Annotated in this window: 22 protein-coding genes and 1 other RNA gene; 2 read left to right on the top strand and 21 right to left on the bottom strand. The window is 37.8% G+C overall.

The window, feature by feature from the left end:
- Nucleotides 1-8: 8 nt before the first annotated feature.
- The 16 genes from B5P37_RS00370 to B5P37_RS00445 all read right to left on the bottom strand — a co-directional run bounded on the left by B5P37_RS00370 (nt 9) and on the right by B5P37_RS00445 (nt 16,130).
- A complete protein-coding gene (locus tag B5P37_RS00370) occupies nt 9-455 on the bottom strand; it encodes an acetyl-CoA carboxylase biotin carboxyl carrier protein (protein ID WP_085236021.1) in 447 nt (148 codons plus the stop codon).
- The gene (locus B5P37_RS00375; protein WP_085236023.1) at nt 446-1,471 is read right to left on the bottom strand and encodes a 5-oxoprolinase subunit C family protein; all 1,026 of its coding nucleotides are present in this window, start codon (nt 1,469-1,471) and stop codon (nt 446-448) included. The genes B5P37_RS00370 and B5P37_RS00375 overlap by 10 nt, the downstream gene beginning before the upstream one ends.
- Nucleotides 1,461-2,195: a 5-oxoprolinase subunit PxpB gene (gene pxpB / locus B5P37_RS00380; protein ID WP_085236025.1), complete on the bottom strand. Its 735-nt coding sequence runs from the start codon at nt 2,193-2,195 to the stop codon at nt 1,461-1,463. Before pxpB ends, B5P37_RS00375 begins: the two co-directional genes overlap by 11 nt.
- Before the next feature lie 215 nt (nt 2,196-2,410).
- Complete coding sequence (greA, locus tag B5P37_RS00385; RefSeq protein ID WP_085236027.1) at nt 2,411-2,887, bottom strand: transcription elongation factor GreA; 477 nt, start codon at nt 2,885-2,887, stop codon at nt 2,411-2,413.
- Nucleotides 2,888-2,915: 28 nt separating this feature from the next.
- Complete coding sequence (gene udk / locus B5P37_RS00390; protein WP_085236029.1) at nt 2,916-3,539, bottom strand: uridine kinase; 624 nt, start codon at nt 3,537-3,539, stop codon at nt 2,916-2,918.
- Nucleotides 3,540-3,542: 3 nt separating this feature from the next.
- Nucleotides 3,543-4,808: a peptidase U32 family protein gene (locus B5P37_RS00395; protein ID WP_085236031.1), complete on the bottom strand. Its 1,266-nt coding sequence runs from the start codon at nt 4,806-4,808 to the stop codon at nt 3,543-3,545.
- Nucleotides 4,809-4,826: 18 nt separating this feature from the next.
- Complete coding sequence (locus B5P37_RS00400) at nt 4,827-5,756, bottom strand: peptidase U32 family protein (RefSeq protein ID WP_085236033.1); 930 nt, start codon at nt 5,754-5,756, stop codon at nt 4,827-4,829.
- A gap of 1 nt (nt 5,757) precedes the next feature.
- A complete protein-coding gene (locus tag B5P37_RS00405; RefSeq protein WP_085236035.1) occupies nt 5,758-6,393 on the bottom strand; it encodes an O-methyltransferase in 636 nt (211 codons plus the stop codon).
- A 419-nt stretch (nt 6,394-6,812) separates the two neighbouring features.
- The gene (locus B5P37_RS00410; RefSeq protein WP_085236037.1) at nt 6,813-7,139 is read right to left on the bottom strand and encodes a DUF1292 domain-containing protein; all 327 of its coding nucleotides are present in this window, start codon (nt 7,137-7,139) and stop codon (nt 6,813-6,815) included.
- Nucleotides 7,140-7,152: 13 nt separating this feature from the next.
- Entirely contained in the window at nt 7,153-7,581 is a 429-nt protein-coding gene (gene ruvX, locus B5P37_RS00415) for a Holliday junction resolvase RuvX (protein WP_085238386.1), read from the bottom strand.
- Entirely contained in the window at nt 7,574-7,846 is a 273-nt protein-coding gene (locus B5P37_RS00420) for an IreB family regulatory phosphoprotein (protein ID WP_085236039.1), read from the bottom strand. The genes ruvX and B5P37_RS00420 overlap by 8 nt, the downstream gene beginning before the upstream one ends.
- Before the next feature lie 59 nt (nt 7,847-7,905).
- The gene (alaS, locus tag B5P37_RS00425) at nt 7,906-10,539 is read right to left on the bottom strand and encodes an alanine--tRNA ligase (RefSeq protein ID WP_085236042.1); all 2,634 of its coding nucleotides are present in this window, start codon (nt 10,537-10,539) and stop codon (nt 7,906-7,908) included.
- 247 nt (nt 10,540-10,786) lie between these two features.
- On the bottom strand, nt 10,787-13,183 hold the full coding sequence (gene recD2, locus B5P37_RS00430) for an SF1B family DNA helicase RecD2 (RefSeq protein WP_085236045.1): 2,397 nt from the start codon (nt 13,181-13,183) through the stop codon (nt 10,787-10,789).
- Nucleotides 13,184-13,185: 2 nt separating this feature from the next.
- Nucleotides 13,186-13,860 (bottom strand): tetratricopeptide repeat protein, encoded by a 675-nt coding sequence (locus tag B5P37_RS00435; protein WP_085236047.1) that lies wholly within the window; start codon nt 13,858-13,860, stop codon nt 13,186-13,188.
- Nucleotides 13,861-13,875: 15 nt separating this feature from the next.
- Nucleotides 13,876-14,955, bottom strand: coding sequence for a tRNA 2-thiouridine(34) synthase MnmA (gene mnmA, locus B5P37_RS00440; protein WP_425319118.1), 1,080 nt, complete (start codon nt 14,953-14,955; stop codon nt 13,876-13,878).
- A 29-nt stretch (nt 14,956-14,984) separates the two neighbouring features.
- Nucleotides 14,985-16,130, bottom strand: a complete 1,146-nt coding sequence (locus B5P37_RS00445) for a cysteine desulfurase family protein (RefSeq protein ID WP_085236051.1) — start codon at nt 16,128-16,130, stop codon at nt 14,985-14,987.
- Between the two features lie 207 nt (nt 16,131-16,337).
- Here B5P37_RS00445 and B5P37_RS00450 point away from each other — a divergent pair, with 207 nt between their 5' ends.
- Nucleotides 16,338-17,342 carry an LLM class flavin-dependent oxidoreductase gene (locus B5P37_RS00450; RefSeq protein ID WP_085236053.1) on the top strand — a complete coding sequence of 335 codons (1,005 nt, stop codon included), beginning with the start codon at nt 16,338-16,340 and terminating at the stop codon, nt 17,340-17,342.
- 111 nt (nt 17,343-17,453) lie between these two features.
- Here B5P37_RS00450 and B5P37_RS00455 read toward each other — a convergent pair whose 3' ends face one another.
- The 3 genes from B5P37_RS00455 to cymR all read right to left on the bottom strand — a co-directional run bounded on the left by B5P37_RS00455 (nt 17,454) and on the right by cymR (nt 18,988).
- On the bottom strand, nt 17,454-17,639 hold the full coding sequence (locus B5P37_RS00455; RefSeq protein ID WP_085236056.1) for a CsbD family protein: 186 nt from the start codon (nt 17,637-17,639) through the stop codon (nt 17,454-17,456).
- Between the two features lie 68 nt (nt 17,640-17,707).
- The gene (locus B5P37_RS00460) at nt 17,708-18,538 is read right to left on the bottom strand and encodes an aldo/keto reductase (protein WP_085236058.1); all 831 of its coding nucleotides are present in this window, start codon (nt 18,536-18,538) and stop codon (nt 17,708-17,710) included.
- A 30-nt stretch (nt 18,539-18,568) separates the two neighbouring features.
- On the bottom strand, nt 18,569-18,988 hold the full coding sequence (cymR, locus tag B5P37_RS00465) for a cysteine metabolism transcriptional regulator CymR (protein WP_085236060.1): 420 nt from the start codon (nt 18,986-18,988) through the stop codon (nt 18,569-18,571).
- A gap of 109 nt (nt 18,989-19,097) precedes the next feature.
- Between cymR and B5P37_RS00470 the strand changes: the two genes are divergently transcribed.
- Complete coding sequence (locus B5P37_RS00470) at nt 19,098-20,366, top strand: replication-associated recombination protein A (RefSeq protein WP_085236062.1); 1,269 nt, start codon at nt 19,098-19,100, stop codon at nt 20,364-20,366.
- 77 nt (nt 20,367-20,443) lie between these two features.
- On the opposite strand, the gene B5P37_RS00475 is transcribed toward B5P37_RS00470, so the two are convergent.
- Entirely contained in the window at nt 20,444-21,211 is a 768-nt protein-coding gene (locus tag B5P37_RS00475) for a tRNA threonylcarbamoyladenosine dehydratase (RefSeq protein ID WP_085236064.1), read from the bottom strand.
- An 83-nt stretch (nt 21,212-21,294) separates the two neighbouring features.
- A non-coding RNA gene (ssrS, locus tag B5P37_RS00480) (6S RNA) lies at nt 21,295-21,487 on the bottom strand.
- Nucleotides 21,488-21,498: the final 11 nt, after the last annotated feature.

Below are 21,498 nucleotides of genomic sequence, written 5' to 3' on the forward strand. Positions count from 1 at the left end.
CTCCCCTTTTACTTCAGTGTTAAAATAACTTGGTTATACTCAATATTTTCCCCGTGCTGAACCAAAATGTCTTGAACTTCACCTGATTCATCTGAAGTGACCTCATTCATCACTTTCATTGCTTCAATATAGCCAATGATATCCCCTTTTTTTACGCTATCGCCCACCTTGACAACCGGCTTTGTTAACTCTTTCTCATCTTGCAAATAAAATGTTCCAATCATTTGTGAACGTATGGCCATACCGTCTTCTTCTTGTTGTGACTGATCCTCGTGTGCACCTGTTAAACGATTTTCATCTTTTTGGGTTCCAGTCGATAGGGTCGATATGTCTTCAGTTTGTTGTGTCGTTGTTAAATCTAATTCCAAATCTATTTCTTCGTCACTGTATTTAAAATGCTTAACCCCATATTGTTTTAATAAATTTAATGTTTGCTCGATTTGTTTTAAGTCCATGGTATATGCTCACCTTTCAATACTGTTTTTATTTTCTGCTGTGTCGGTCTTATATTTGATAGTAATCGTTGAGGATACTGACAGATTTGTGCTTTTGCATCTTCAAGTTGCCTATTTTTACGTGATAAAATTTCACTTGCCTCATTAAAAGTCACCCATTCAAACTTAATCTGTTCACCTGGTTGTCTTTGAACGATTTCTACAATATCAGATGCAATGACTGTCGCGATTTTTGTGTAACCGCCAACCGTTTGGCGATCATTCAGCAAAATGATAGGATTCCCATCTTTAGGTACTTGTATACTGCCTAGAGCAACAGGTTCAGAAATAATATCAGCATCAGTGGCTGGTTGAATCGATGGTCCTTTCAAGCGATATCCCATTCTGTCCGAACTTTCAGAAATTATAAATTCCATCTGTTCAATTTCATGAATCGTGCGTCGTGAAAAAGATTCAAGTTGTGGTCCATCCATAATACGAATAGGTAAATCTCGAGATGGAGTAAAGCTTAAAAAATCGCTAGAGCGACCTATCAATTGATTGTCAATATACGTAGGCCTTGTAGTGATAATATCATTTGCCTTTAATGCACGGCCTTTAAAGCCGCCAATAGCTGTCCGCGTATGAGTGGCATAACTCCCCTCAAAAAGCGGAATATCAAGAGGTTCGGCAAAACCTAAATAGCCGCGCATCCCACAATGGGCAGGACCTATTTCTAAAACGTCATTTTTTTCAGCTCGAATGACAGTTTGATGGGGAATGTCTTGTCCGTTTAACGTTGCTGAAAAACAAGCGCCCGTTATAGCAAACAAATTTTGTTGTAAAAACTGGATTTGGGGTCCAATCATTGTAAATTCTATCGCGGGTTGCCCTTCAGTGTTTAATAACGTATTCAAAATCTCATAACTTGGTCGATCCATTACACCTGCAGGAGAATAGCCTTCATATTGTCGACCCATTCGCCCCAAATCTTGAATCGTCGTGAACAAACCCGGTTTCATTATTTTAATACTCATCAGTCACCGTCACCCACTCATCATAGTCTAATTGATTTTTATGCACATAAGATTGAATATGCAAAAATGTTTCTTCATCTATAGAATAAAACTTAACTTTATCACCCGGTTGATATAGAATTTTAGGATGACGTCTTGGATTGTAAATATCAATGGGTGTGCGTCCAATAATTTGCCAGCCACCAGGTGAATCGGATGGGTACAATCCTGTTTGATTGTTGGCAATCCCAACCGAACCCGCATCTATTTTGATTCTAGGCTCTTCTTTTCTTGGTGTATGTAATTTGGGATTTAAACCGCCTAAAAAAGGAAACCCCGGCATAAAGCCAATCATATATATGAGATAAAATGTTTCAGTATGATATTGAATGACTTCATCAATCGTTAAGTCATGGTGTGCTGCGACAATGTCGATATCAGGCCCCCACTTCCCCCCGTAAATGACGGGAATGTTAACCACACGACTTTGTTTGTCATATAACTGTGCTTGTTTATTTCCGAAGTGCTCCAATTGAAGTGCTTGAATTAAAGTTTCATAATTTGTATGTAGGCCGTCGAAATAAACCATAATTGCACGATATGAGGGAACGACTTCTTTAATATGTAAGTGCTGTTGTGTACGAAGATATGAAGCAACACGATTGACTTGATTATATACGTCTTCACTGATTTCTGCCTTGAAGTATATCATGAAAGCTTGTTCACTGATTTGTCGAAAATTCATAACCCTCCCCCTTTCTGAGAAAACCCTTACAAAAATTAATTTTAACATTATAAATTATACTTGACAATTAAGTATTGTTTTAAACATGATATGATTAATTAATCATTTTGTTCGTTTATTGCAAAATCTATCTCAGTATACACATTATAAAATGAAAAAACAGGCCCGGAAAATGAATTGACTTCATCATCTTTCAGGCCTGTTTCTTCGCAATATTATTGTATGTCTGTAATTTTAACATTGATTTCTCCACCATTTGGTAGAGGGACACGTACTTCATCATTTAATTGTTTACCAATCAGCGCTTGTGCCATTGGGGACTCATTCGAAATCTTCCCGTTAAAGGCATCAGATTCGGCTGATCCTACAATTTGGTATGACTCTTCGTCATTCCCTGGTAGTTCAACAAATGTCACTGTTTTACCGATTTGAACAACATGGTTATCTCCTGTATCTTCAATAATGAGTGCATGACGCAACATTGTTTCAATACGTTGAATATCTTGTTCAATAAACCCTTGCTCATCTTTGGCTGCATCATATTCTGAGTTCTCAGACAAGTCGCCAAAACTACGCGCAACTTTTATTTTTTCTACGACTTCTGGTCGTTTTACTGTTTTTAATTCTTCTAATTCTTTTTCTAACTTTTCAAATCCTTCTTGCGTCATTGGATATTGTTTTTGGTTTTCCATTATTTTCATCTTCCTTTTTCACTTTAATTTAATCTTTTTTACGAACAAGCGCTTGAATTTTTGTCGTCATGATATCAATCGCAACTTTATTAGAACCACCCTCTGGAATGATAATATCTGCATATTTTTTTGTCGGTTCTATAAATTGATTGTGCATGGGTCTCACAACAGAGAGATACTGATCAATGACAGATTCCATTGTACGCCCACGTTCTTTTGTATCTCTGATCAGCCGACGTAAAATTCTTAGATCCGCGTCAGTATCAACAAAAATCTTAACATCCATCATATCACGCAATTCTTTGTTTTCAAGCGCAAAGATACCCTCTACGATAATAACATCTTTAGGTTGAAATGCAATCGTTTTATCACTTCTCGTATGTTGTGTATAGTCATACGTTGGCACTTCTACACTTTCACCTAATTGCAAAGATTTAAGATTTTGGATTAATAAATCACTATCAAAAGCAAATGGGTGATCGTAATTCGTTTTTAAACGTTCTTCAAAAGTTAAATGAGACTGATCTTTATAATAGTAGTCTTGTTCGATAAGTGCGACACTGTGACCTTCTAAATTGTTCATAATTTCATTCGTGACAGATGTCTTCCCCGAACCAGAACCTCCAGCAATACCAATGATCGTTGTTGCCATATATTAAACTTCCTTTCTCATCATGTTGTTTGGATAAATAGGCTGGTCAACTTTAATTTGCACGATTTGTAGTGGATGACGTGCGGCATCAAGTTCATTTCCTTCTTCATCATAAATTTTGTCTATCACTTGCGTAAAAGTTGAGATCTCAGGTCCAAAAAATTCGATTTCTTGTCCTGGTTTGAAATGATTTCTTTGTTGAATTGTCGCAATTTGTTTGTCAGCGTCATAATCTAATACAAGACCTACAAAATCAAATGGTGACTTTTTACTCGACTCATTGCCAAACATTTGTTCTTCATACCCCGGTGTTCCTTTAAAAAATGCAGGTGCCGTATCACGATTCGCACATTTATCCAATTCATAAAGCCATTCACTTTTAATTTTAAAGTTTTCAGGGTCTTCAGCATATGCGTCAATGACTTTTCGATAAACAGAAACGACTGTTGCAATGTAGTGAATCGACTTCATTCTACCCTCAATTTTTAGAGAATCAATACCTAAATCCATCATCTGTGGAATCGATTCAATCAGTTTTAAATCACGCGGACTCATAGCAAATGGAACCGCACGTGCATCATCATAAACGATATCGAGTTCGCCATCTTGATCTACTGTCAACAAATCATAATCCCAGCGACAACTTTGACAACATCCACCACGGTTGGAATCCCGAGCGGTCATATGATTACTTAATGTACATCGACCAGAATACGCAATGCACATCGCACCGTGGATAAAGGCTTCAATTTCAATATCCACTTTATCCTTAATTTCTTTCATTTCCATTGCGCCAGTTTCACGTGCCAGCACAACACGATCGAGCCCTTCTTCCTTCCAATATTCAACAGCTTTATAATTACTCAATGATTGCTGTGTTGAAAGGTGAATTTCAAGTTTTGGCGCAACACGCTTACACGTTTCAATAATCAGTGGATCCGCGACAATAATCCCAGTCGCACCTGTAGATTCGAGTTGTTTTAAATACGTGTCTAAACCTTCCATATTTTCGTCATGCGCAATAATATTTGTTGTAATATAAATTTTCGCACCATACTGATTAGCAAATTCGACGCCTTCACGAATTTCATCTATGGTAAAGTTGTCAGCATTTGAACGTAAGCCATACTCTTGTCCACCAATGAACACCGCATCCGCACCGTAATGAATTGCAATTTTTAATTTTTCAAGATTACCTGCGGGCGCTAACAATTCGGGCTTTTTTATTTTACGCTTCAATTCGGGTTGAACTGCATCAAGTACCTTCATATTTGCTCTCTCCTATCTTTAGTAGACCGTTTGCTTGTAATAAAAGCCTTCATCAAATGGACGGTGTTCTGGCTGTATGGCTTCAATTGGGTCTACGAGCATAAATTTTTCATCTTCATAAGCTTCAGGATCTTCTTCATATAAATCGATGGCTTCGCGGTATGCTTCAGTTGCCACATTAATATAAGCTTCAGTTTGTAATACCCCATCAATTTTCAAACTATCAATACCCGCTTCAAAGAGTGGTTCTAACGCTTCAATCAAGCAAATATCATTCGGTGACATAATATGCGTCCCATTATAATCTTCAAAAACAGGGTACTTATTCTCGCGTTCTTCATCATAAAGCAACAATTGTTCGGTTGTCGAACTGGTGTCACGTTGAATTTTCATTTGACGACCTTGGAATGTGTAATAATTCCCCAATAGCATCCGTTTTGATTGGAACATGCACGTCATGCCATGAACTTGTACTTCAATTTCTACGTCACTATTCGCTTTAATATTCAATATTTCTTCTAGGCTTAACTCCCGAGCGAGAACAGCTCTTTTTGCACCACGTCTTCCCCAGTAATTACATTGAAAATGGTTCGTCACTAATGTTTCAGCATTCCAATTCAATGGAATTGGATTTTCTTGTTGCTTCACAATCATGACAACAGCAGGGTCACCAAATATGATACGATCTACTTTAATTTCATGTAAAAAAGCAATGTAATCCTCAAGCGCTGGAATATGGTAATTATGAAATATGCCATTCACCGCAGCGTAAGCTTTTTTTCCTGCTCTATGAATCACTTCAACTGCCTTTATCATTGCTTCTCGATTAAATTCACCAGCCAAACGTAAACCAAATTTTTCTTCACCAATGACAAATGCATCAGCACCTTTTTCAATTAATGTTTCAATGTGGCTTACAGACTTTGGTGTCACTAATAACTCCGTCATACTAACGCTCCTTTATTGATATCGCTAATCCATCATCCATATGAATGAAATTTGTTGTAAAATCCGTTTGCTGGCTTAACCAGTCATTGTATTTCCGAACTTTTTTTACCATTTGTTTAACATTGCGGCTCTGTACGATATCGATATCTGCAACAAAACCATGATACAAAATGTTATCCGTAATAATCACGCCTTTTTTTCTGACGAGCGGACTATAAAGCTCAAAAAAACGTTGGGATTGTGCTTTCGCTGCATCGATAAAAATCATATCATAAATCCGGTCATTCACGCGGTCAAATGCTTCTGTTGCATCTGCTTCAATTAAACGGATTTGATTCTCATAACCATACTGGCTGAAATTCATTTTCGCTTGTTGGATCATTTCGTTATTCCGTTCAATCGTTGTCACTTGTATTTCACTATGTACAGAAGCAAACTGCATCGCACTATAACCAATCGCACATCCAATCTCTAAAATCTCTCGAGGTTGATGAATGCGTATCAATTGTTGAATTAAATCTAAAGATAATTGATCGACAATAGGAACTTGATTGCGTTCAGCATCATCGCGTAAATGATCAATGGCTTTATCATAATGTTGAAGACTTAAGAGATAGGCTTGATTTTTATCCTTCATAGCTAAAGACATCCTTTATATTATTCTAAAAATCATCAAAAAATAAACCAGCCGCTTTAGACTGATTTAACTTTGATGTCTGTATACGAATCACGGAGAGTCGTTGAGAACACCCGTTGATTAATAGCATCTTAAAATGACTTCTTTATATTTTATCACATTATTGCTTGAGTGATAAGCATGAACCGTGATTTTACTGAAAAGATTTCTTGTTCAAAACGTTCATTCATTTCAAGACGTCATACTGACATTTTAAATTTATCATTTGTATATCAAGTATCATGACATGAGGTCAATTGTTAGATGAACCGTACAAAATTGGACTAAAAAGTTTGACGTATTATTGGTTCATATGATTTAACATCATAATAAAAAAAGAGTGGGTACACGATTGGGTACCCTCCTCTTTAGCTGATATTTCACTCATCTTCGTGATTGTCATCATCCATATTCGTATTCACGACTTCTTCAATCATATCCCATTCTTCCTCTGTTTCAACAGGCAAAAAGCGTCCGCCTTCTCCAGTTTCGTCAGGTTCATTAATCATAGGAATCAATTCGATTAAGTCATCGTCATCCGCTTGTGCACCTTCTTCAGCAAGAATAACATATTCTTTGTCGAATTCAGGATGGTAAAACTCTAACATTTTTCGATATAAAACTTCATTTCCTTCTTCATCATATAACGTTAATAACGTTTCGTCACTTTTCACTTCAATTTCTTGATTATGGTTTTCGTTTGTCATGATTGCTCTCTCCTTAATTCAGGCCATCCAAATAGCCTTGTAAAATAAACACTGCAGCCATTTTGTCGATGACTTTTTTTCGTTTTGCTCTCGATACATCAGCCTCTATCAATGAACGTTCGGCCGCCATCGTACTTAGCCGTTCATCCCACATCACAATTTCTAAATCGGGCATACGTTCAGCAAGGGCATCTTTATATTTTAATGAAGCTTCGCCACGAAAGCCAATAGAATTATTCATATTTTTAGGCAATCCAATTACAACAGTGCCTACTTTTTCTCTTTTTATAATGTCAATTAAGGTGTCAATTCCGAGCGCATTCTCTTCTTCGTTGATTCGGAGTGTATCTAAACCTTGTGCCGTCCAACCCATCATGTCGCTAATTGCAATACCTACCGTTCGACTTCCGACATCAAGTCCTAAAATTTTATGTTTAAGCATGATCGTCATTATGATGGTTTTGCAAATAGTAAGACACGAGCTCTTCCATAATATCGTCACGATCGATGTGTCGGATTTGATTACGTGCTTCATTGTGACGCGGAATATATGCAGGATCTCCTGATAATAAGTAACCCACGATTTGATTGACAGCGTTATATCCGCGTTCTTCTAAGGTCTTATAAACATTATTCAACACCGTTTCGACATTCTCTTTTGGCATATCCTCATAGCTGAATTTCATTGTTTTGTCAAAATTAGCCATTATATTCACACTCCTTAACCATAATGAGATTACACCTTTATTTTACATGAAATCACTGACTATGATAACGATTTAATATACTTTTTAATAAATTGTAATGCTTCTGTTATCTTTTCTGGTTCTGTTCCGCCGCCTTGTGCCATATCCGGTCGACCGCCACCTTTACCACCGACGATTGGTGCCATGTTTTTAATTAAATCGCCTGCTTTAATTCGATCAGTTAGCGGCTTTGGTACACTCGCAATAAGCGTTACTTTGCCGCCGACATGGCTTGCTAAAACAATAACAGTTTCTTGTAATTGAGATTTAAAATCATCCATTGTCGTACGAATCGCTTTTGCATCATCAACCTCTACTTCAGTAATCAACACAGGTAAATCATTAATTGTTTCCACTTGATCTTTGATGTTGCCCATCTTCAACGCATTAAGCGCTCTATTTTTCTCATCAATCGTTTGTTTTAATGCTTTTTCATTTTCTTGAAGTTGTTCAACTTTTTCAATCACTTGCGCATCCGTTTTTGCTTTCACGCGTGACTTAATTGCATTAAATTCATTGAGGTAATGCTCTAGATATAAGAATGCATTTTGTCCAGTGACTGCCTCAATTCGGCGTACACCAGCGCCAGTTCCGGATTCGCTAGTAATTTTGAACAAACCAATTTCAGAAGTATTTTGAACATGTGTACCACCACAAAGTTCAATGGAGAATGGGGACATGTCTACCACTCGAACGATATCTCCATACTTTTCACCAAACAATGCCATAGCTCCTTTTTCTTTTGCTTCATCGATTTTCATCTCTTCTATATCAACAGACAAATGGTTCCAAATTTGTTCATTTACACGATCTTCTACTTGTTTGATTTCTTCTGCTGTCATCGGTGCGATGTGTGAAAAGTCAAATCTTAACCGTTCGCTATCAACAAGTGATCCAGCTTGATTAACATGCTCACCAAGGACAGACTTTAAAGCCGCATGTAATAAATGTGTGGCACTATGGTTTTTCATAATGGCAGTTCTCGCATTTTGATCGATTGTTGCAGTTACTGATGCCCCTTCACGCACTTCACCATATTGAATGATACCTGTGTGTAAATTTTGTCCATTAGGCGCTTTAATCACGTCTGTAACTTGTATTTCAAATTGATCATTACGCACGACACCTTTATCCGCTACCTGACCACCGCTTACAGCATAAAACGGGGTCTGATCTAAAATGAAGTGAATGGTCTCACCAGAATCCGCGCTAGAGACACGTGTCCCATCATGAATGATATCCGTCATTGTCGCGTGTGCTTCAAATTGCTGATAGCCTAAAAATTGACTCTTCGTTTGAATTTGTTTTAACACTTCACTTTGAACTTGCATCGATTGACTATTTTGTCTTGCTTTACGTGCTCGTTCACGCTGTGTTTCCATATGCGCTTTAAAGGCATCCATATCGATTGATAAACCTTCATTTAGCGTAATCTCTTCCGTCAATTCAATCGGAAAGCCATACGTATCATATAATTTAAATGCATCTTCGCCGGAAATCAAATGGTTTGTAGATTTGGCTGTTTGTATCAACTCATTAAGTATTGTTAAACCTTCTTCTAATGTTTCATGGAAGCGTTCTTCTTCTGATTTAATAACACGTGCAATAAAAGCAGCTTTTTCTTTTACATTTGGATAGTACGGTTCCATAATGTCAGCGACGACATCTACTAGTCGATACATGAACGGCACATTGATATTTAAATTTTGACTAAAGCGTACGGCGCGACGTAATAAGCGACGCAATACATAACCTCTACCTTCATTTGCAGGCAAGGCGCCATCAGAAATCGCAAATGCAATCGTACGAATATGGTCGGCAATCACTTTAAACGCGATATCGTCGTTATCATTGCTTAAGTATTTCTTTCCTGAAATCTGTTCTACTTGTTCGATAATTGGAATGAATAAATCGGTTTCATAGTTCGTACGTACATCTTGGGAAATAGATGCCATCCGCTCTAATCCCATGCCCGTATCAATGTTTTTACTTGGTAATGGTGTATACGTATGATCTTTATTATGATTAAATTCACTGAATACAAGGTTCCAAACTTCTAAGTAGCGCTCATTTTCGCCCCCTGGATACATTTCTTCAGCAGGATCATCTTGGCCATACGCTTCACCCCGGTCATAAAATATTTCTGTATTCGGTCCAGAAGGGCCTTCACCAATATCCCAGAAATTCCCTTCAATTCGAATGATTCGATCTTCAGTGAGTCCAATGACTTCTGTCCACAAATCATAAGCCTCTGTATCTTCTGGGTGAATCGTGACATATAATTTTTCTGGATCCATCGCCATCCATCGCTCACTTGTTAAAAATTCCCAAGCAAACTCGATCGCCTCTCTTTTAAAATAATCCCCAATTGAAAAGTTCCCTAACATTTCAAAAAACGTATGATGACGCGCTGTAAATCCTACATTTTCAATATCATTTGTTCGTATAGATTTTTGAGCATTGACAATACGCGGTTTTTTAGGGATTTCACGGCCATCAAAATATTTTTTTAACGTTGCGACACCGGAATTGATCCATAATAAAGAATCATCATCAATGGGAACTAATGGTGCTGAAGGTTCCACCATATGCCCTTTCTCTACAAAAAAATCAATATACATTTGTCGAATATCACTAGCTTTTAATTTTTTCATCTTTACAACTCTCCTTAATTCTCAATAAAAACAAAAACATTCGCCTCATCAAAGGGACGAATGTTTCGCGGTACCACCCTAGTTACGACAATTCAAATTGTCATCACTCATTAGCATATCCGTACTGATACATAGTAGCGTTCAATGAAATCACTCGTACACTCTCAGCATGCTGTACGTCTCTGTGAAGCGATGTATCATTTACTCGGCTATGCACATAACTTAATTTTGATTATATAAAAAAGTATTAAGCTTTGTCAATTTCCATAAAGTCATATGGTGTCACATCACCCATATTAATCATCGGATGAATTTTAAACAATGTTTCTTCTGTTAATGAAATAACAGTCGAGGACGCATCTTGTACGTCAGTCGATGGATCATCAGTTTTAAAATATTGTTTCAGAAAATCTAGTAATTGGGTTAATCTTGTTTGTCCGGCTGTCGCTAATCCAATATTGAATGCTTCGGAATCCCCAAGAAAAACGAGGGATTGTTTTGCTCGCGTTAAGCCAGTATAAAGAATCGGTTTTTGAAGCATTCTGAAATATTGTTTAACAATCGGCATAATTACGATTGGAAATTCAGATCCTTGTGCTTTATGAATAGATGTACAATATGCATGCGTCAGTTCAGTTAAATCAGAGCGCGCGTATGTAATTTCATTCCCATCATAATCAACAATGACAACGTCTTTATTTAATACATTTTCTTTTGCCCAAAAAATACCGACTATCACACCAATATCCCCATTAAAAATATTATCATTCGGTCGATTGACCAACTGCAATACTTTATCTCCTTTGCGAAATACAACATCACCAAATTCCATCTCACGGTGGTCATCGCGATCAGTCAATGGATTTAAAATATTTTGCAAAATTTGATTTAACTTTTTGATACCTGCGTTACCACGATACATAGGGGCTAACACTTGAATGTCTGCCATTGTGTAACCTTTTTGTACCGCGTTTTTCACTACTTTTTCGACGACTTGTGGAATTTGCTCAGTGTGACATGGGATAAATGAACGATCATGAAATCGTTGGGTAATATCGACCGTTTCGCCTAACTTCATTCGATGGGCCAAATCGATAATACTTGAACCTTCTTGTTGACGATAAACTTCGGTTAAATTCACACGTGGTAAGACATTGGCTTCAATTAAATCTTTAAAGACTTGACCAGGTCCTACTGAAGGCAATTGATCTTCATCCCCGACCAATACCACTTGTGCATCCATAGGGACTGCAGCCATGAATTGGTGAAACAACCAAGTGTCTACCATTGACATTTCATCGATAATAATCAATTTTGCATTAATTTCATTTTCTAACAAATCATCAGGTTTTGTTTCTTGGTTCCAACCGATGAGGCGATGGATTGTCATCGCTTCTAATCCTGTTGCTTCATGAAGTCGTTTTGAGGCACGACCTGTTGGCGCAGCTAAAACGACTGGATAATCATCTTGGTCATAATCATTGTAATCAAGTGAAATGCCATGAATCTCCGAATATAATTGTACAATCCCTTTTATAACCGTTGTTTTACCCGTTCCTGGTCCGCCCGTAAGCAACATCACTTTATGACGCATTGCACATTCCAATGCATCTTTTTGTGATGGTGCATAGTGGACTTCATTGAATGTTTCGATTTCACCAATATGGAGTTGAATATCCGAATTATCAAATTGTGTCAATTTATCTCGATGCACATGCACGCGGTATAAATTTTGAGTACTTTTAATTTCCGAATAATATAAACTGGGTATTGCGATACGTTCGTCCACTTCAATCAGTCGTTTTTCTTCAACTAAATTTTCTAATGTTGCTATGATTTGCTCACGTTCAATTGCTATGTCATTACGTAACGATAACAATTGAATCGTTTCATTAATCAGCGCTTCTTGTGGCAAATACGTATGACCTTGTCTAATGCAAGTTTCTTCAACTAAATACAGCAATCCTGCTTTAAATCGATCTGGATGTTGTGGATGAATACCCAGCTGTTGCGCAAGTTGATCTGCTTTTTGAAAGCCGACCCCTTTAATGTCATATACAAGTTGATAAGGATTTTGGTCCAGCATTGTAAGCGTTTCACTTTTATAAAATTTATAAATATCCATAGCAAGCTTAGAACCAAAGCCTAACTCGTTTAATCTTATCATCACTTGTTCGCTTTCTTGATTCGCATAAATTTGCTCAACAATTTGCTGTTGTTTCGCTTTTGATAATTTAGGGACTTTGCCAATAATGCTTTCATCTTTTAAAATGTCATGTATGGCATTTTCGCCTAATGTATTGACAATCGATTCTGCCGTTTTCTTGCCAATCCCTTTGAACAAATCACTCGATAAATAGGCAATCACAGCGTCGGAGGTATGTGGAATTTCTTTTTGAAACGTCTCTGCTTTTAATTGTTGACCATATCGTGCGTGTTGAACAACATGGCCTTTAAACGTGTACGTTTCACCTTCAACCATATTGGGAAAAAATCCAACAACTGTCGCCATATCAACAAAGTCACCGTTCGTCTCTTCAACGTCAACTTTGAGCACTGTATAATAATTATCGCTATTTTGAAAGAGTATCATTTCTACGTTACCTTTAATATAAGTATGGTCAAACAGTGTTGGATTTGTCATGGTTACACCTCCTCTTCGTTTTTCATGTGACGAAATGTTTTCAACGCATGTTGACTTAGCATATGTTGCGAATCGATGGACACAGCACGTACAAAACCTTGAATCGCAGCATCAATATTTTCATTACACATATATAGCGCTAACGTTAAATTGTATTGCGCATCTACATGTTGTGCATCTTTTTCAAGTATTTGGTTCAAAATCGGTATCGCTTGATCGTACATTTCCAATTCACACATCAGCAATGCGAATTGAAATTGTACTTCAAGATCCTCGAAATCCGGATCCAATTCAGCAGCACGCATCATGTATGGAAGGGCTTGCTTTTGGGCATCGAGTTGTAATAAAGCCAAACCTAACATGTAATACACGTCTTTTTGTCCGATATGATGCGAAATCGCATTTTGATACAATCGGACTGCTTCTTGATAGCGTCCTTCATTAAAATAAACGTTCGCTAAATTATAATAAATGATCCCGTTTTCTGGTTGTAAAGTGATGGCACGTTGAAAAAAACGCTCTGCCTTATCAACTTCACCGGCTTCAGCTAATAATATACCTGAATTAATATAGTTTTCAACCTCTTCTGGATGTGCTTCAATATTTTCAAAACATGCTTGCAATGCACGTTCAAATTGTCCTTGTTGAATGAGTTGATGAATTTGTTCAAGCTTCATTTGGACCACCTTTTCTTATACCACATAGTTTAATTGTCGATCTTTTTTAAATACTTCATCAATCGTTGCGCCACCTAAACAAACCTCATCATGATATAAAACAACGGCCTGTCCCGGTGTAATCGCACGCACAGGTTCATCAAAAGTCACTTTTATGGCACCATCACCATAATTTGACACTGTGACACCGACGTCTTTTTGACGATATCTAAACTTAGCTGTGCATTTTAAAGGTGTAGATAAATCCATAGGGTTGACAAAAGAAACATCTGAAGCAATCAAATAATCACTGTACAACGCATCGTGATGAAAGCCCTGTTCTACATATAAAACATTGTCTTTTAAATTTTTTCCGACAACAAACCATGGCTCGCCGTCTCCACCAATACCTAAACCATGCCGTTGGCCAATTGTATAATACATAAGCCCGCTATGTTGGCCTTTAAGTTCACCGTTTAAAGTACGCATCTCTCCCGGTTGAGCTGGTAAATATTGAGCTAAAAATGTTTTAAAGTTGCGCTCTCCAATAAAACAAATTCCAGTAGAATCTTTTTTCTTTGCTGTGGCTAAATCTTGTGCCAATGCAATTTCACGCACTTGTTGTTTATCGATGTCCCCAATCGGAAACATCACTTTATTCAGTTGTTTAGCTGTCAATTGATTCAAGAAGTAGGTTTGATCTTTATTATGATCGACCCCACGTAACATCTCTACTGTGCCATCATCATGACGACGAATGCGTGCGTAATGACCTGTTGCGACATAATCCGCACCAAGTTTCAATGCATGTTCTAAAAATGCTTTGAACTTTATTTCTTTATTACACATGACATCAGGGTTCGGTGTTCGTCCCTTTTTATACTCATCTAAAAAATATGTGAATACTTTATCCCAATATTCTTTTTCAAAGTTAACCGCATAATATGGGATTCCAATTTGGTTACATACAGCAATGACATCATTATAATCCTCAGTTGCGGTACAAACGCCATTCTCATCTGTGTCATCCCAGTTCTTCATAAATATACCGATCACGTCGTACCCTTGTGCTTTAAGTAAATAAGCTGTCACTGAGCTATCAACGCCACCAGACATCCCTACTACAACGCGCGTATTTTGATGGGTCACATTTCTTCCTCCTTAAATTGTAAATAAATTTTATGAAGTTCCATCACAATTTGTTGAATGTCATCAATTGTCATGGCTTCATTTAAACTAATTCGAACTGAATGATGAATTCGTGAATGCGCTCCATACATCGCTAACAACACATGTGATGGTATTGTTGAACCTGCCGTGCAAGCCGATCCAGATGAGACATAAATGCCAGCTAAATCGAGTAATGTCAACAATGTTTCTACATCCACAAATGGAAAATGTAGATTAATAATATGATTGGTGCTTTCAGTCATGGAGCCATTATATTCAAATGGAATCGCACGCTCTTGTAAACCGACAAGCAATTGCTCTTTTAGTTGTGCAAGATGCACATTGTTGTCATCTCGAGAAGCTTCTGCCAAGCTTAATGCCGTCGCAAGTCCAACGATTTGTGGCACATTTTCAGTACCAGCACGACGTTTCATTTCCTGCTCGCCCCCCAATTGTGGAAATGACATCACAACCCCATTTCTGACGAAGAGCACGCCAACCCCTTTTGGACCGCCAAATTTGTGCGCAGTCAAACTTAACGCATCAACAGAAAAATCCTGCACATCTATGGGTAAATGACCTACCGCTTGCACTGCATCCATGTGAAAATAAGCTTGATGATGTGCTAAAATGTCTTGAATATCATAAATATGTTGAACTGTTCCTACCTCATTGTTTACAAACATAATTGAAACTAACGTTGTATCTTCTCGCATACTCTTTTTCAGTTGCTCTAGATCTATCAAACCCATTTCATCGACATCTAGATACGTAACTTCAAAACCTTGTTTCTCTAAATGCTCGAAAACATGTAATACCGAATGGTGTTCAATTTTCGTAGTAATAAGGTGTTTACCTTTCGTTTGATTTGCGTATGCAATCCCTTTAATTGCCGTATTATTCGCTTCTGTCGCCCCACTTGTAAAAATAATTTCATTCGGTTGTGCATTTAAATATTTAGCGACAGTTCTTCTAGATTCATCTAGCAATCTTCTCGCATCACGACCTTGCGTGTGAATTGAGGAAGGATTACCGAAATGTGTTTGATACACTGCCATCATTTTATCAGCAACTTCAGGTTTAACTGGGGTCGTTGCTGCATAATCTGCATAAACACCCATGATTTAGACCGCCCTTTCTCATAATCAATGTTCCTATTTTAGCACTTGCATTATAAAAATTCTAGTCTATTGTTTGGCTTCAAGGCTGTTGGATTTCTACTTTATTGTAATTGTTGATGCTACATAATTCAATGAAACGTTAGAGGCATTTTTGACGGGTTTAATCGATGACTCATGATATACTGACGCAAAGAAAGGAGTATTAAGATGATGACTAAAAAAATGAATTATTCAGCATTAAATCTTGTTCCGATTAGACAAGGGGACCAAGCAAAAGGTGCCATTAATCAAATGATTACATTAGCACAAACATTAGAGGGACTCGGTTACGAAAGATTATGGATTGCTGAGCATCACAATACGCCAAACCTTGCAAGTTCTGCAACTGTATTACTTATCCAACATGCGTTACATCACACGAAAAATATGCGAATTGGTTCTGGAGGAATCATGTTACCAAATCACGCACCGCTCGTTGTTGCCGAACAATTTGGCACATTAAAAACCATTTATGGAGACCGCATCGATTTAGGTGTAGGTCGTGCACCTGGAACAGACATGGCCACAGCAAGTGCGCTCCGCCGTGATCAACATCAAGGTGTGTACCAATTTCCAGATGAAGTACAACAACTATTACAATATTTCGGACCTGATACGAAACAAGGTCATGTCAAAGCGATTCCAGGAATAAACGAAAACGTCCCAGTATATGTACTCGGATCTTCTACAGATTCAGCCCATTTAGCTGCTCGACTTGGCTTGCCTTATGTTTTTGCAGGGCATTTTGCACCACAACAAATGCAAGAAGCATTGTCCATCTACAGAGCATTATTCGAACCTTCAGATACGTTAAAGGCGCCATATATCATCGTTGCACTCAATGTCGTAATGGCAGATTCTAACGATGTCGCACAATATCTGGCTACGACTCAGACTCAATTATTTGCAAGCATTTTAAATGGGCAAATGCGTCATTTGCAACCCCCTGTTGAAAATCTTAATCAAGTGTTATCTCCACGTGAAATCACCTGGGCCAACGAACGTATAAAGCGTTCTCTCGTCGGGGACAAAAAGACAGTGAACAATCAAATCGACAGCTTTATTGAACAATATGGGCATATTGACGAAATCATGGCTGTCAGCTATATCTACGATGTCTCGTTGCAACATCGTTCTTACCAATACTTCAAAGAAATCATGGATGCGCGATAAACATATCCTTTCAAGCTATCACTTCAATTGAAACAATAAAAAATAGTTGTAGGCCTCTCCTACAACTATTTTTTATTGTTCTGTACGTATATAAACGCATAGATTTTAAATTTACTTTTTGAATTTATCGATAATGTCGTTGGCTTTATCTTTCACATTTTCAACTGCTTCTTTTGCTTTACCTGACAGTTTATCGCTTTTTCCTTCGTTTTCTAATGATTCGTTGTTTGTCGCGTTACCTACCGTTTCTTTTACGTTACCTTTAAGTTGTTCGAATTTGTTTTCTTCGTTCGTCATTTGTATTGCCTCCTTAGGAATGTCTTAATAGGAGTATTCCACGTGACGGGCACGATTAAACATATTTTTTAAAATTCTTCGTAAACAGCGGGATCTTGACCTTTGCGTCGACCATCCACACGCGTTAACTGATCAATGGCCTGGAGATCCTCATCAGTAATATGAAAGTTAAAAATATCAAAGTTTTCAAGTTGGCGACGTGCTGATGTGGCTTTTGGTATCGGCATGACATCATTTTGAATATGCCACTTCAAGATGATTTGCGCGATTGTTTTATCATATTTTAACGAAAGCTGTTTCAATACTGGCTCGTTCATGACACCGTTATCTCTACCTAGCGGGCTCCATGCTTGCGTTAAAATACCATGCTCACGATGATATGCTATCATTGCTTTTTGATTGAAATAAGGGTGCAACTCAATTTGATTTAGGATAGGCAATACCCCCGTTTCTCTTTCTAATTGCTCAAGATGTTCCGGTAAAAAGTTACAAACACCGATATGCCTTACTAAACCTGCTTTTTGTGCGCCAATCATAGCATTCCAAGCTTCAACAAATTGACCTTGCTTAGGATTCGGCCAGTGAATGAGATAAAAATCGAGATAATCTAACTGTAATCGATACAAAGATTCTTGAATCGTTTCATAAACTTGGGCATCGTTTTGATATCGACCTGGAAGTTTAGAAGTCACCCAAATGTCACTTCGATCTACACGGCTATTTTGAATCGCCTTGCCAACTGCACCTTCATTTTCATAATTATATGCAGTATCAAGCAAGCGATATCCCATATTAAGTGCCTCAGTGATCGCATGAACCCCTTTTGACCCATTGAGTTTATACGTTCCGAATCCTAATTGATCAATCAATTGATTGTCTCTTAAAGTAAATTGTTCCATAGCAACCTCCTTGAGATGAAATGGCGTTCTTTAAATGTAAAACATATAGCCTTCTAGTGTATCTTCTTCTTGATAATCCGCTAATGATTGTAGCGTCGTTTGATCTAATACTTCTTTCACAGCATTACGCATCCGAAGCCATAATTGTTGTTGACCTGGAGGCTCAGATTCCATACGTTCCACAATCGTCAAAGGGCCTTCAAGCAGACGAATAATATCACCCGCTGTTATTTCACTCGCAGGCATTTTTAATTCATATCCGCCTTTAGCACCTCGAACACTTCTGATTAAACCTGCATTTCTAAGTGGACCGACAAGTTGCTCTAAATAAAGATCGCTTAAATTATTTTCTTCTGCAATTGTTTTTAAAGAGACACAACCTGTACCCTGTCGTTTTGTTAAAGCAATCATCAATGTTAATCCGTATCTTCCTTTAGTGGAAATTTTCATTTTATCCTCACCTTATATCATCCGATTTATTTTTATTTTAGCATGATTTATATTATTATAATACCATTGTATATGAGAGTACAAAACAATTAAAAATGGAGGGATTTCGATGTTAACTGAGCCATTAGCATCAAGAATGCGGCCCCGTGATATTGATGAAGTGATAGGACAAACACACCTTGTTGGGGAGAGTGGTATCATTCGCCGTATGGTGAATGCACAAAGGTTATCTTCAATGATATTTTATGGTCCTCCAGGCGTCGGAAAGACAAGTATTGCCCAAGCCATTGCTGGTAGTACCGCATTTAAATTCAGACAATTAAATGCAGTGACGAATACGAAAAAAGATATGCAGTTGATTGTTGAAGAAGCCAAAATGTCAGGACAAGTTATCCTACTATTAGATGAAATTCATCGCTTAGATAAGGCCAAACAAGACTTTTTGTTACCTCATTTAGAAAATGGAAAAATTGTATTAATTGGTGCGACAACCTCTAACCCCTATCATGCGATTAATCCTGCAATTCGCTCACGCGCACAGATTTTTGAACTCTTTCCTCTTGATACAGCACAAATTAAAACTGCGCTATTCAATGCATTAAACGATGCAGAACGTGGTTTAAAATCTTATCAAGCCCAAATTGACGACGCAGCGTTTGAGTATTTTGCGACTCAAAGTCAAGGCGATGTTCGTAGTGCATTAAATGCATTAGAACTGGCTGTACTCAGCGCCAATACAACTCCACCGCATATTACACTTCAAGATGCAGAGGATTGCCTTCAACGCGGGGCATTAATGAGTGATAAAGACGGTGACATGCACTATGATGTGATGAGCGCATTTCAAAAGTCCATTCGTGGCAGTGACGTGGATGCCGCTTTACACTATTTAGGCCGATTAGTTCAAGCTGGGGATTTACCGACCATTGCACGGCGATTACTGGTCATCAGTTATGAAGATATTGGTTTAGCTTCACCCGGGGCAGGACAACGTACACTTGCAGCCATAGAAGCCGCTGAAAGACTAGGCTTTCCAGAAGCACGAATTCCATTAAGCCAAGCAGTCATCGAACTATGTCTATCACCGAAATCCAACTCCACAATTCGTTCTATTGACGCCGCTTTACGTGATATTAAAAACGGCCATGTCGGTCAAATTCCTGACCATTTAAAAGATGGCCATTACTCAGGTGCTAAAGATCTAGGACGAGCCATTGGGTATCGTTATCCCCACGATTATAAAAATGGCTTTGTTGCACAACAATATTTACCAGATTTATTAAAAAATAAAACTTACTATGAACCTAAAGAAACGTCTAAAACCGAACAACACTTTAAACAAATTTATGACAATTTAAAGCAACAAAGTGATACCTAAAGCCTCTTTCCCTGATTTGACTCAAAAGATAAAGTCCTCAAAATGGTGTTGTCAATGCCTGTTTTGAGGACTTTCGTTTATTTATCTTTAATGCGTTGAACTTCAATGTCTTTTAAAATATCATTACATACAAAACTCGCACAAATCAATCCAACCACACTCGGGACATACGCATTTGATGATGGCGGCATTTGTGCTTTACGATTCCTACCTTGAGCATCCCCTACAACAGCTTTAACATCATCACGAATAACGATTGGACTCTCACCGGAAAACACAACAGGCACCCCTTTTTTAATGCCTTTTTGTTTTAATTTATTTCTAATGATACGTGCAATTGGGTCTGTATGTGTTTTAGAAATATCGGCAATTTCAAATTGTGTCGGATCTGTTTTATTCGCTGCTCCCATACTCGAAATAAACTTAATCCCACGTTGCAAACATTGCTCGATGAGATGGACTTTATAAATAATCGTATCACTCGCGTCTACAATATAATCGATATTGTATTCGTCAAATAATTGCTCATAAGTCTCCTCTGTGTAAAACATATGTAACGGGGTAACCTTACACTCAGGATTGATTAAATGGATACGTTCTTCCATTAAACTCACTTTACTTTGTCCAATTGTTGTCGTTAAGGCATGCAATTGACGATTGACATTAGTGATATCAACATCATCCTTATCGATTAAGATGATATGTCCAATATTTGTGCGCGCTAATGCTTCTGCAGCAAAAGACCCAACGCCCCCTATTCCTAATACAGCAACAGTTGTTTGTTTTAACTTTTCCAGTCCGTCTCGACCAATAGCCAGTTCATTACGAGAAAATTGATGTTTCATATTAAACTCCTTTAATCATCATTCATACGCCTATTTTAAATCATGTCATAAAAAATACGCAAGACGCGAAGTCTTGCGTACCGATAGAATCCGTGATGCCGTAGTTTAAAAGTGCTTGATCATTTTGGCCTGCTATATACAGGTGGGTGCCCTGTTTCTTGTTTTGCACGTCCCCCTATAGAGGCGTGTGCGCTGCAAGAAAACCCATTAGGCTCCCTGATCAAAGAGTGTTAGGTCAAAATACATAAAGCAAACTTACGAACACGACAGATGACTATCTTATGAAC

It is taken from the genome of Staphylococcus lutrae (genome assembly GCF_002101335.1).
GTDB classification, from domain to species: Bacteria; Bacillota; Bacilli; order Staphylococcales; family Staphylococcaceae; genus Staphylococcus; species Staphylococcus lutrae.

Excerpts from the sequence above, each read along its gene's own strand:
- B5P37_RS00370 (WP_085236021.1), bottom strand. The coding sequence starts at position 455 with ATGGACTTAAAACAAATCGAGCAAACATTAAATTTATTAAAACAATAT.
- B5P37_RS00375 (WP_085236023.1), bottom strand. The coding sequence starts at position 1,471 with ATGAGTATTAAAATAATGAAACCGGGTTTGTTCACGACGATTCAAGAT.
- pxpB (WP_085236025.1), bottom strand. The coding sequence starts at position 2,195 with ATGAATTTTCGACAAATCAGTGAACAAGCTTTCATGATATACTTCAAG.
- greA (WP_085236027.1), bottom strand. The coding sequence starts at position 2,887 with ATGGAAAACCAAAAACAATATCCAATGACGCAAGAAGGATTTGAAAAG.
- udk (WP_085236029.1), bottom strand. The coding sequence starts at position 3,539 with ATGGCAACAACGATCATTGGTATTGCTGGAGGTTCTGGTTCGGGGAAG.
- B5P37_RS00395 (WP_085236031.1), bottom strand. The coding sequence starts at position 4,808 with ATGAAGGTACTTGATGCAGTTCAACCCGAATTGAAGCGTAAAATAAAA.
- B5P37_RS00400 (WP_085236033.1), bottom strand. The coding sequence starts at position 5,756 with ATGACGGAGTTATTAGTGACACCAAAGTCTGTAAGCCACATTGAAACA.
- B5P37_RS00405 (WP_085236035.1), bottom strand. The coding sequence starts at position 6,393 with ATGAAGGATAAAAATCAAGCCTATCTCTTAAGTCTTCAACATTATGAT.
- B5P37_RS00410 (WP_085236037.1), bottom strand. The coding sequence starts at position 7,139 with ATGACAAACGAAAACCATAATCAAGAAATTGAAGTGAAAAGTGACGAA.
- ruvX (WP_085238386.1), bottom strand. The coding sequence starts at position 7,581 with ATGCTTAAACATAAAATTTTAGGACTTGATGTCGGAAGTCGAACGGTA.
- B5P37_RS00420 (WP_085236039.1), bottom strand. The coding sequence starts at position 7,846 with ATGGCTAATTTTGACAAAACAATGAAATTCAGCTATGAGGATATGCCA.
- alaS (WP_085236042.1), bottom strand. The coding sequence starts at position 10,539 with ATGAAAAAATTAAAAGCTAGTGATATTCGACAAATGTATATTGATTTT.
- recD2 (WP_085236045.1), bottom strand. The coding sequence starts at position 13,183 with ATGACAAATCCAACACTGTTTGACCATACTTATATTAAAGGTAACGTA.
- B5P37_RS00435 (WP_085236047.1), bottom strand. The coding sequence starts at position 13,860 with ATGAAGCTTGAACAAATTCATCAACTCATTCAACAAGGACAATTTGAA.
- mnmA (WP_425319118.1), bottom strand. The coding sequence starts at position 14,955 with ATGTCTGGTGGCGTTGATAGCTCAGTGACAGCTTATTTACTTAAAGCA.
- B5P37_RS00445 (WP_085236051.1), bottom strand. The coding sequence starts at position 16,130 with ATGGGTGTTTATGCAGATTATGCAGCAACGACCCCAGTTAAACCTGAA.
- B5P37_RS00450 (WP_085236053.1), top strand. The coding sequence starts at position 16,338 with ATGATGACTAAAAAAATGAATTATTCAGCATTAAATCTTGTTCCGATT.
- B5P37_RS00455 (WP_085236056.1), bottom strand. The coding sequence starts at position 17,639 with ATGACGAACGAAGAAAACAAATTCGAACAACTTAAAGGTAACGTAAAA.
- B5P37_RS00460 (WP_085236058.1), bottom strand. The coding sequence starts at position 18,538 with ATGGAACAATTTACTTTAAGAGACAATCAATTGATTGATCAATTAGGA.
- cymR (WP_085236060.1), bottom strand. The coding sequence starts at position 18,988 with ATGAAAATTTCCACTAAAGGAAGATACGGATTAACATTGATGATTGCT.
- B5P37_RS00470 (WP_085236062.1), top strand. The coding sequence starts at position 19,098 with ATGTTAACTGAGCCATTAGCATCAAGAATGCGGCCCCGTGATATTGAT.
- B5P37_RS00475 (WP_085236064.1), bottom strand. The coding sequence starts at position 21,211 with ATGAAACATCAATTTTCTCGTAATGAACTGGCTATTGGTCGAGACGGA.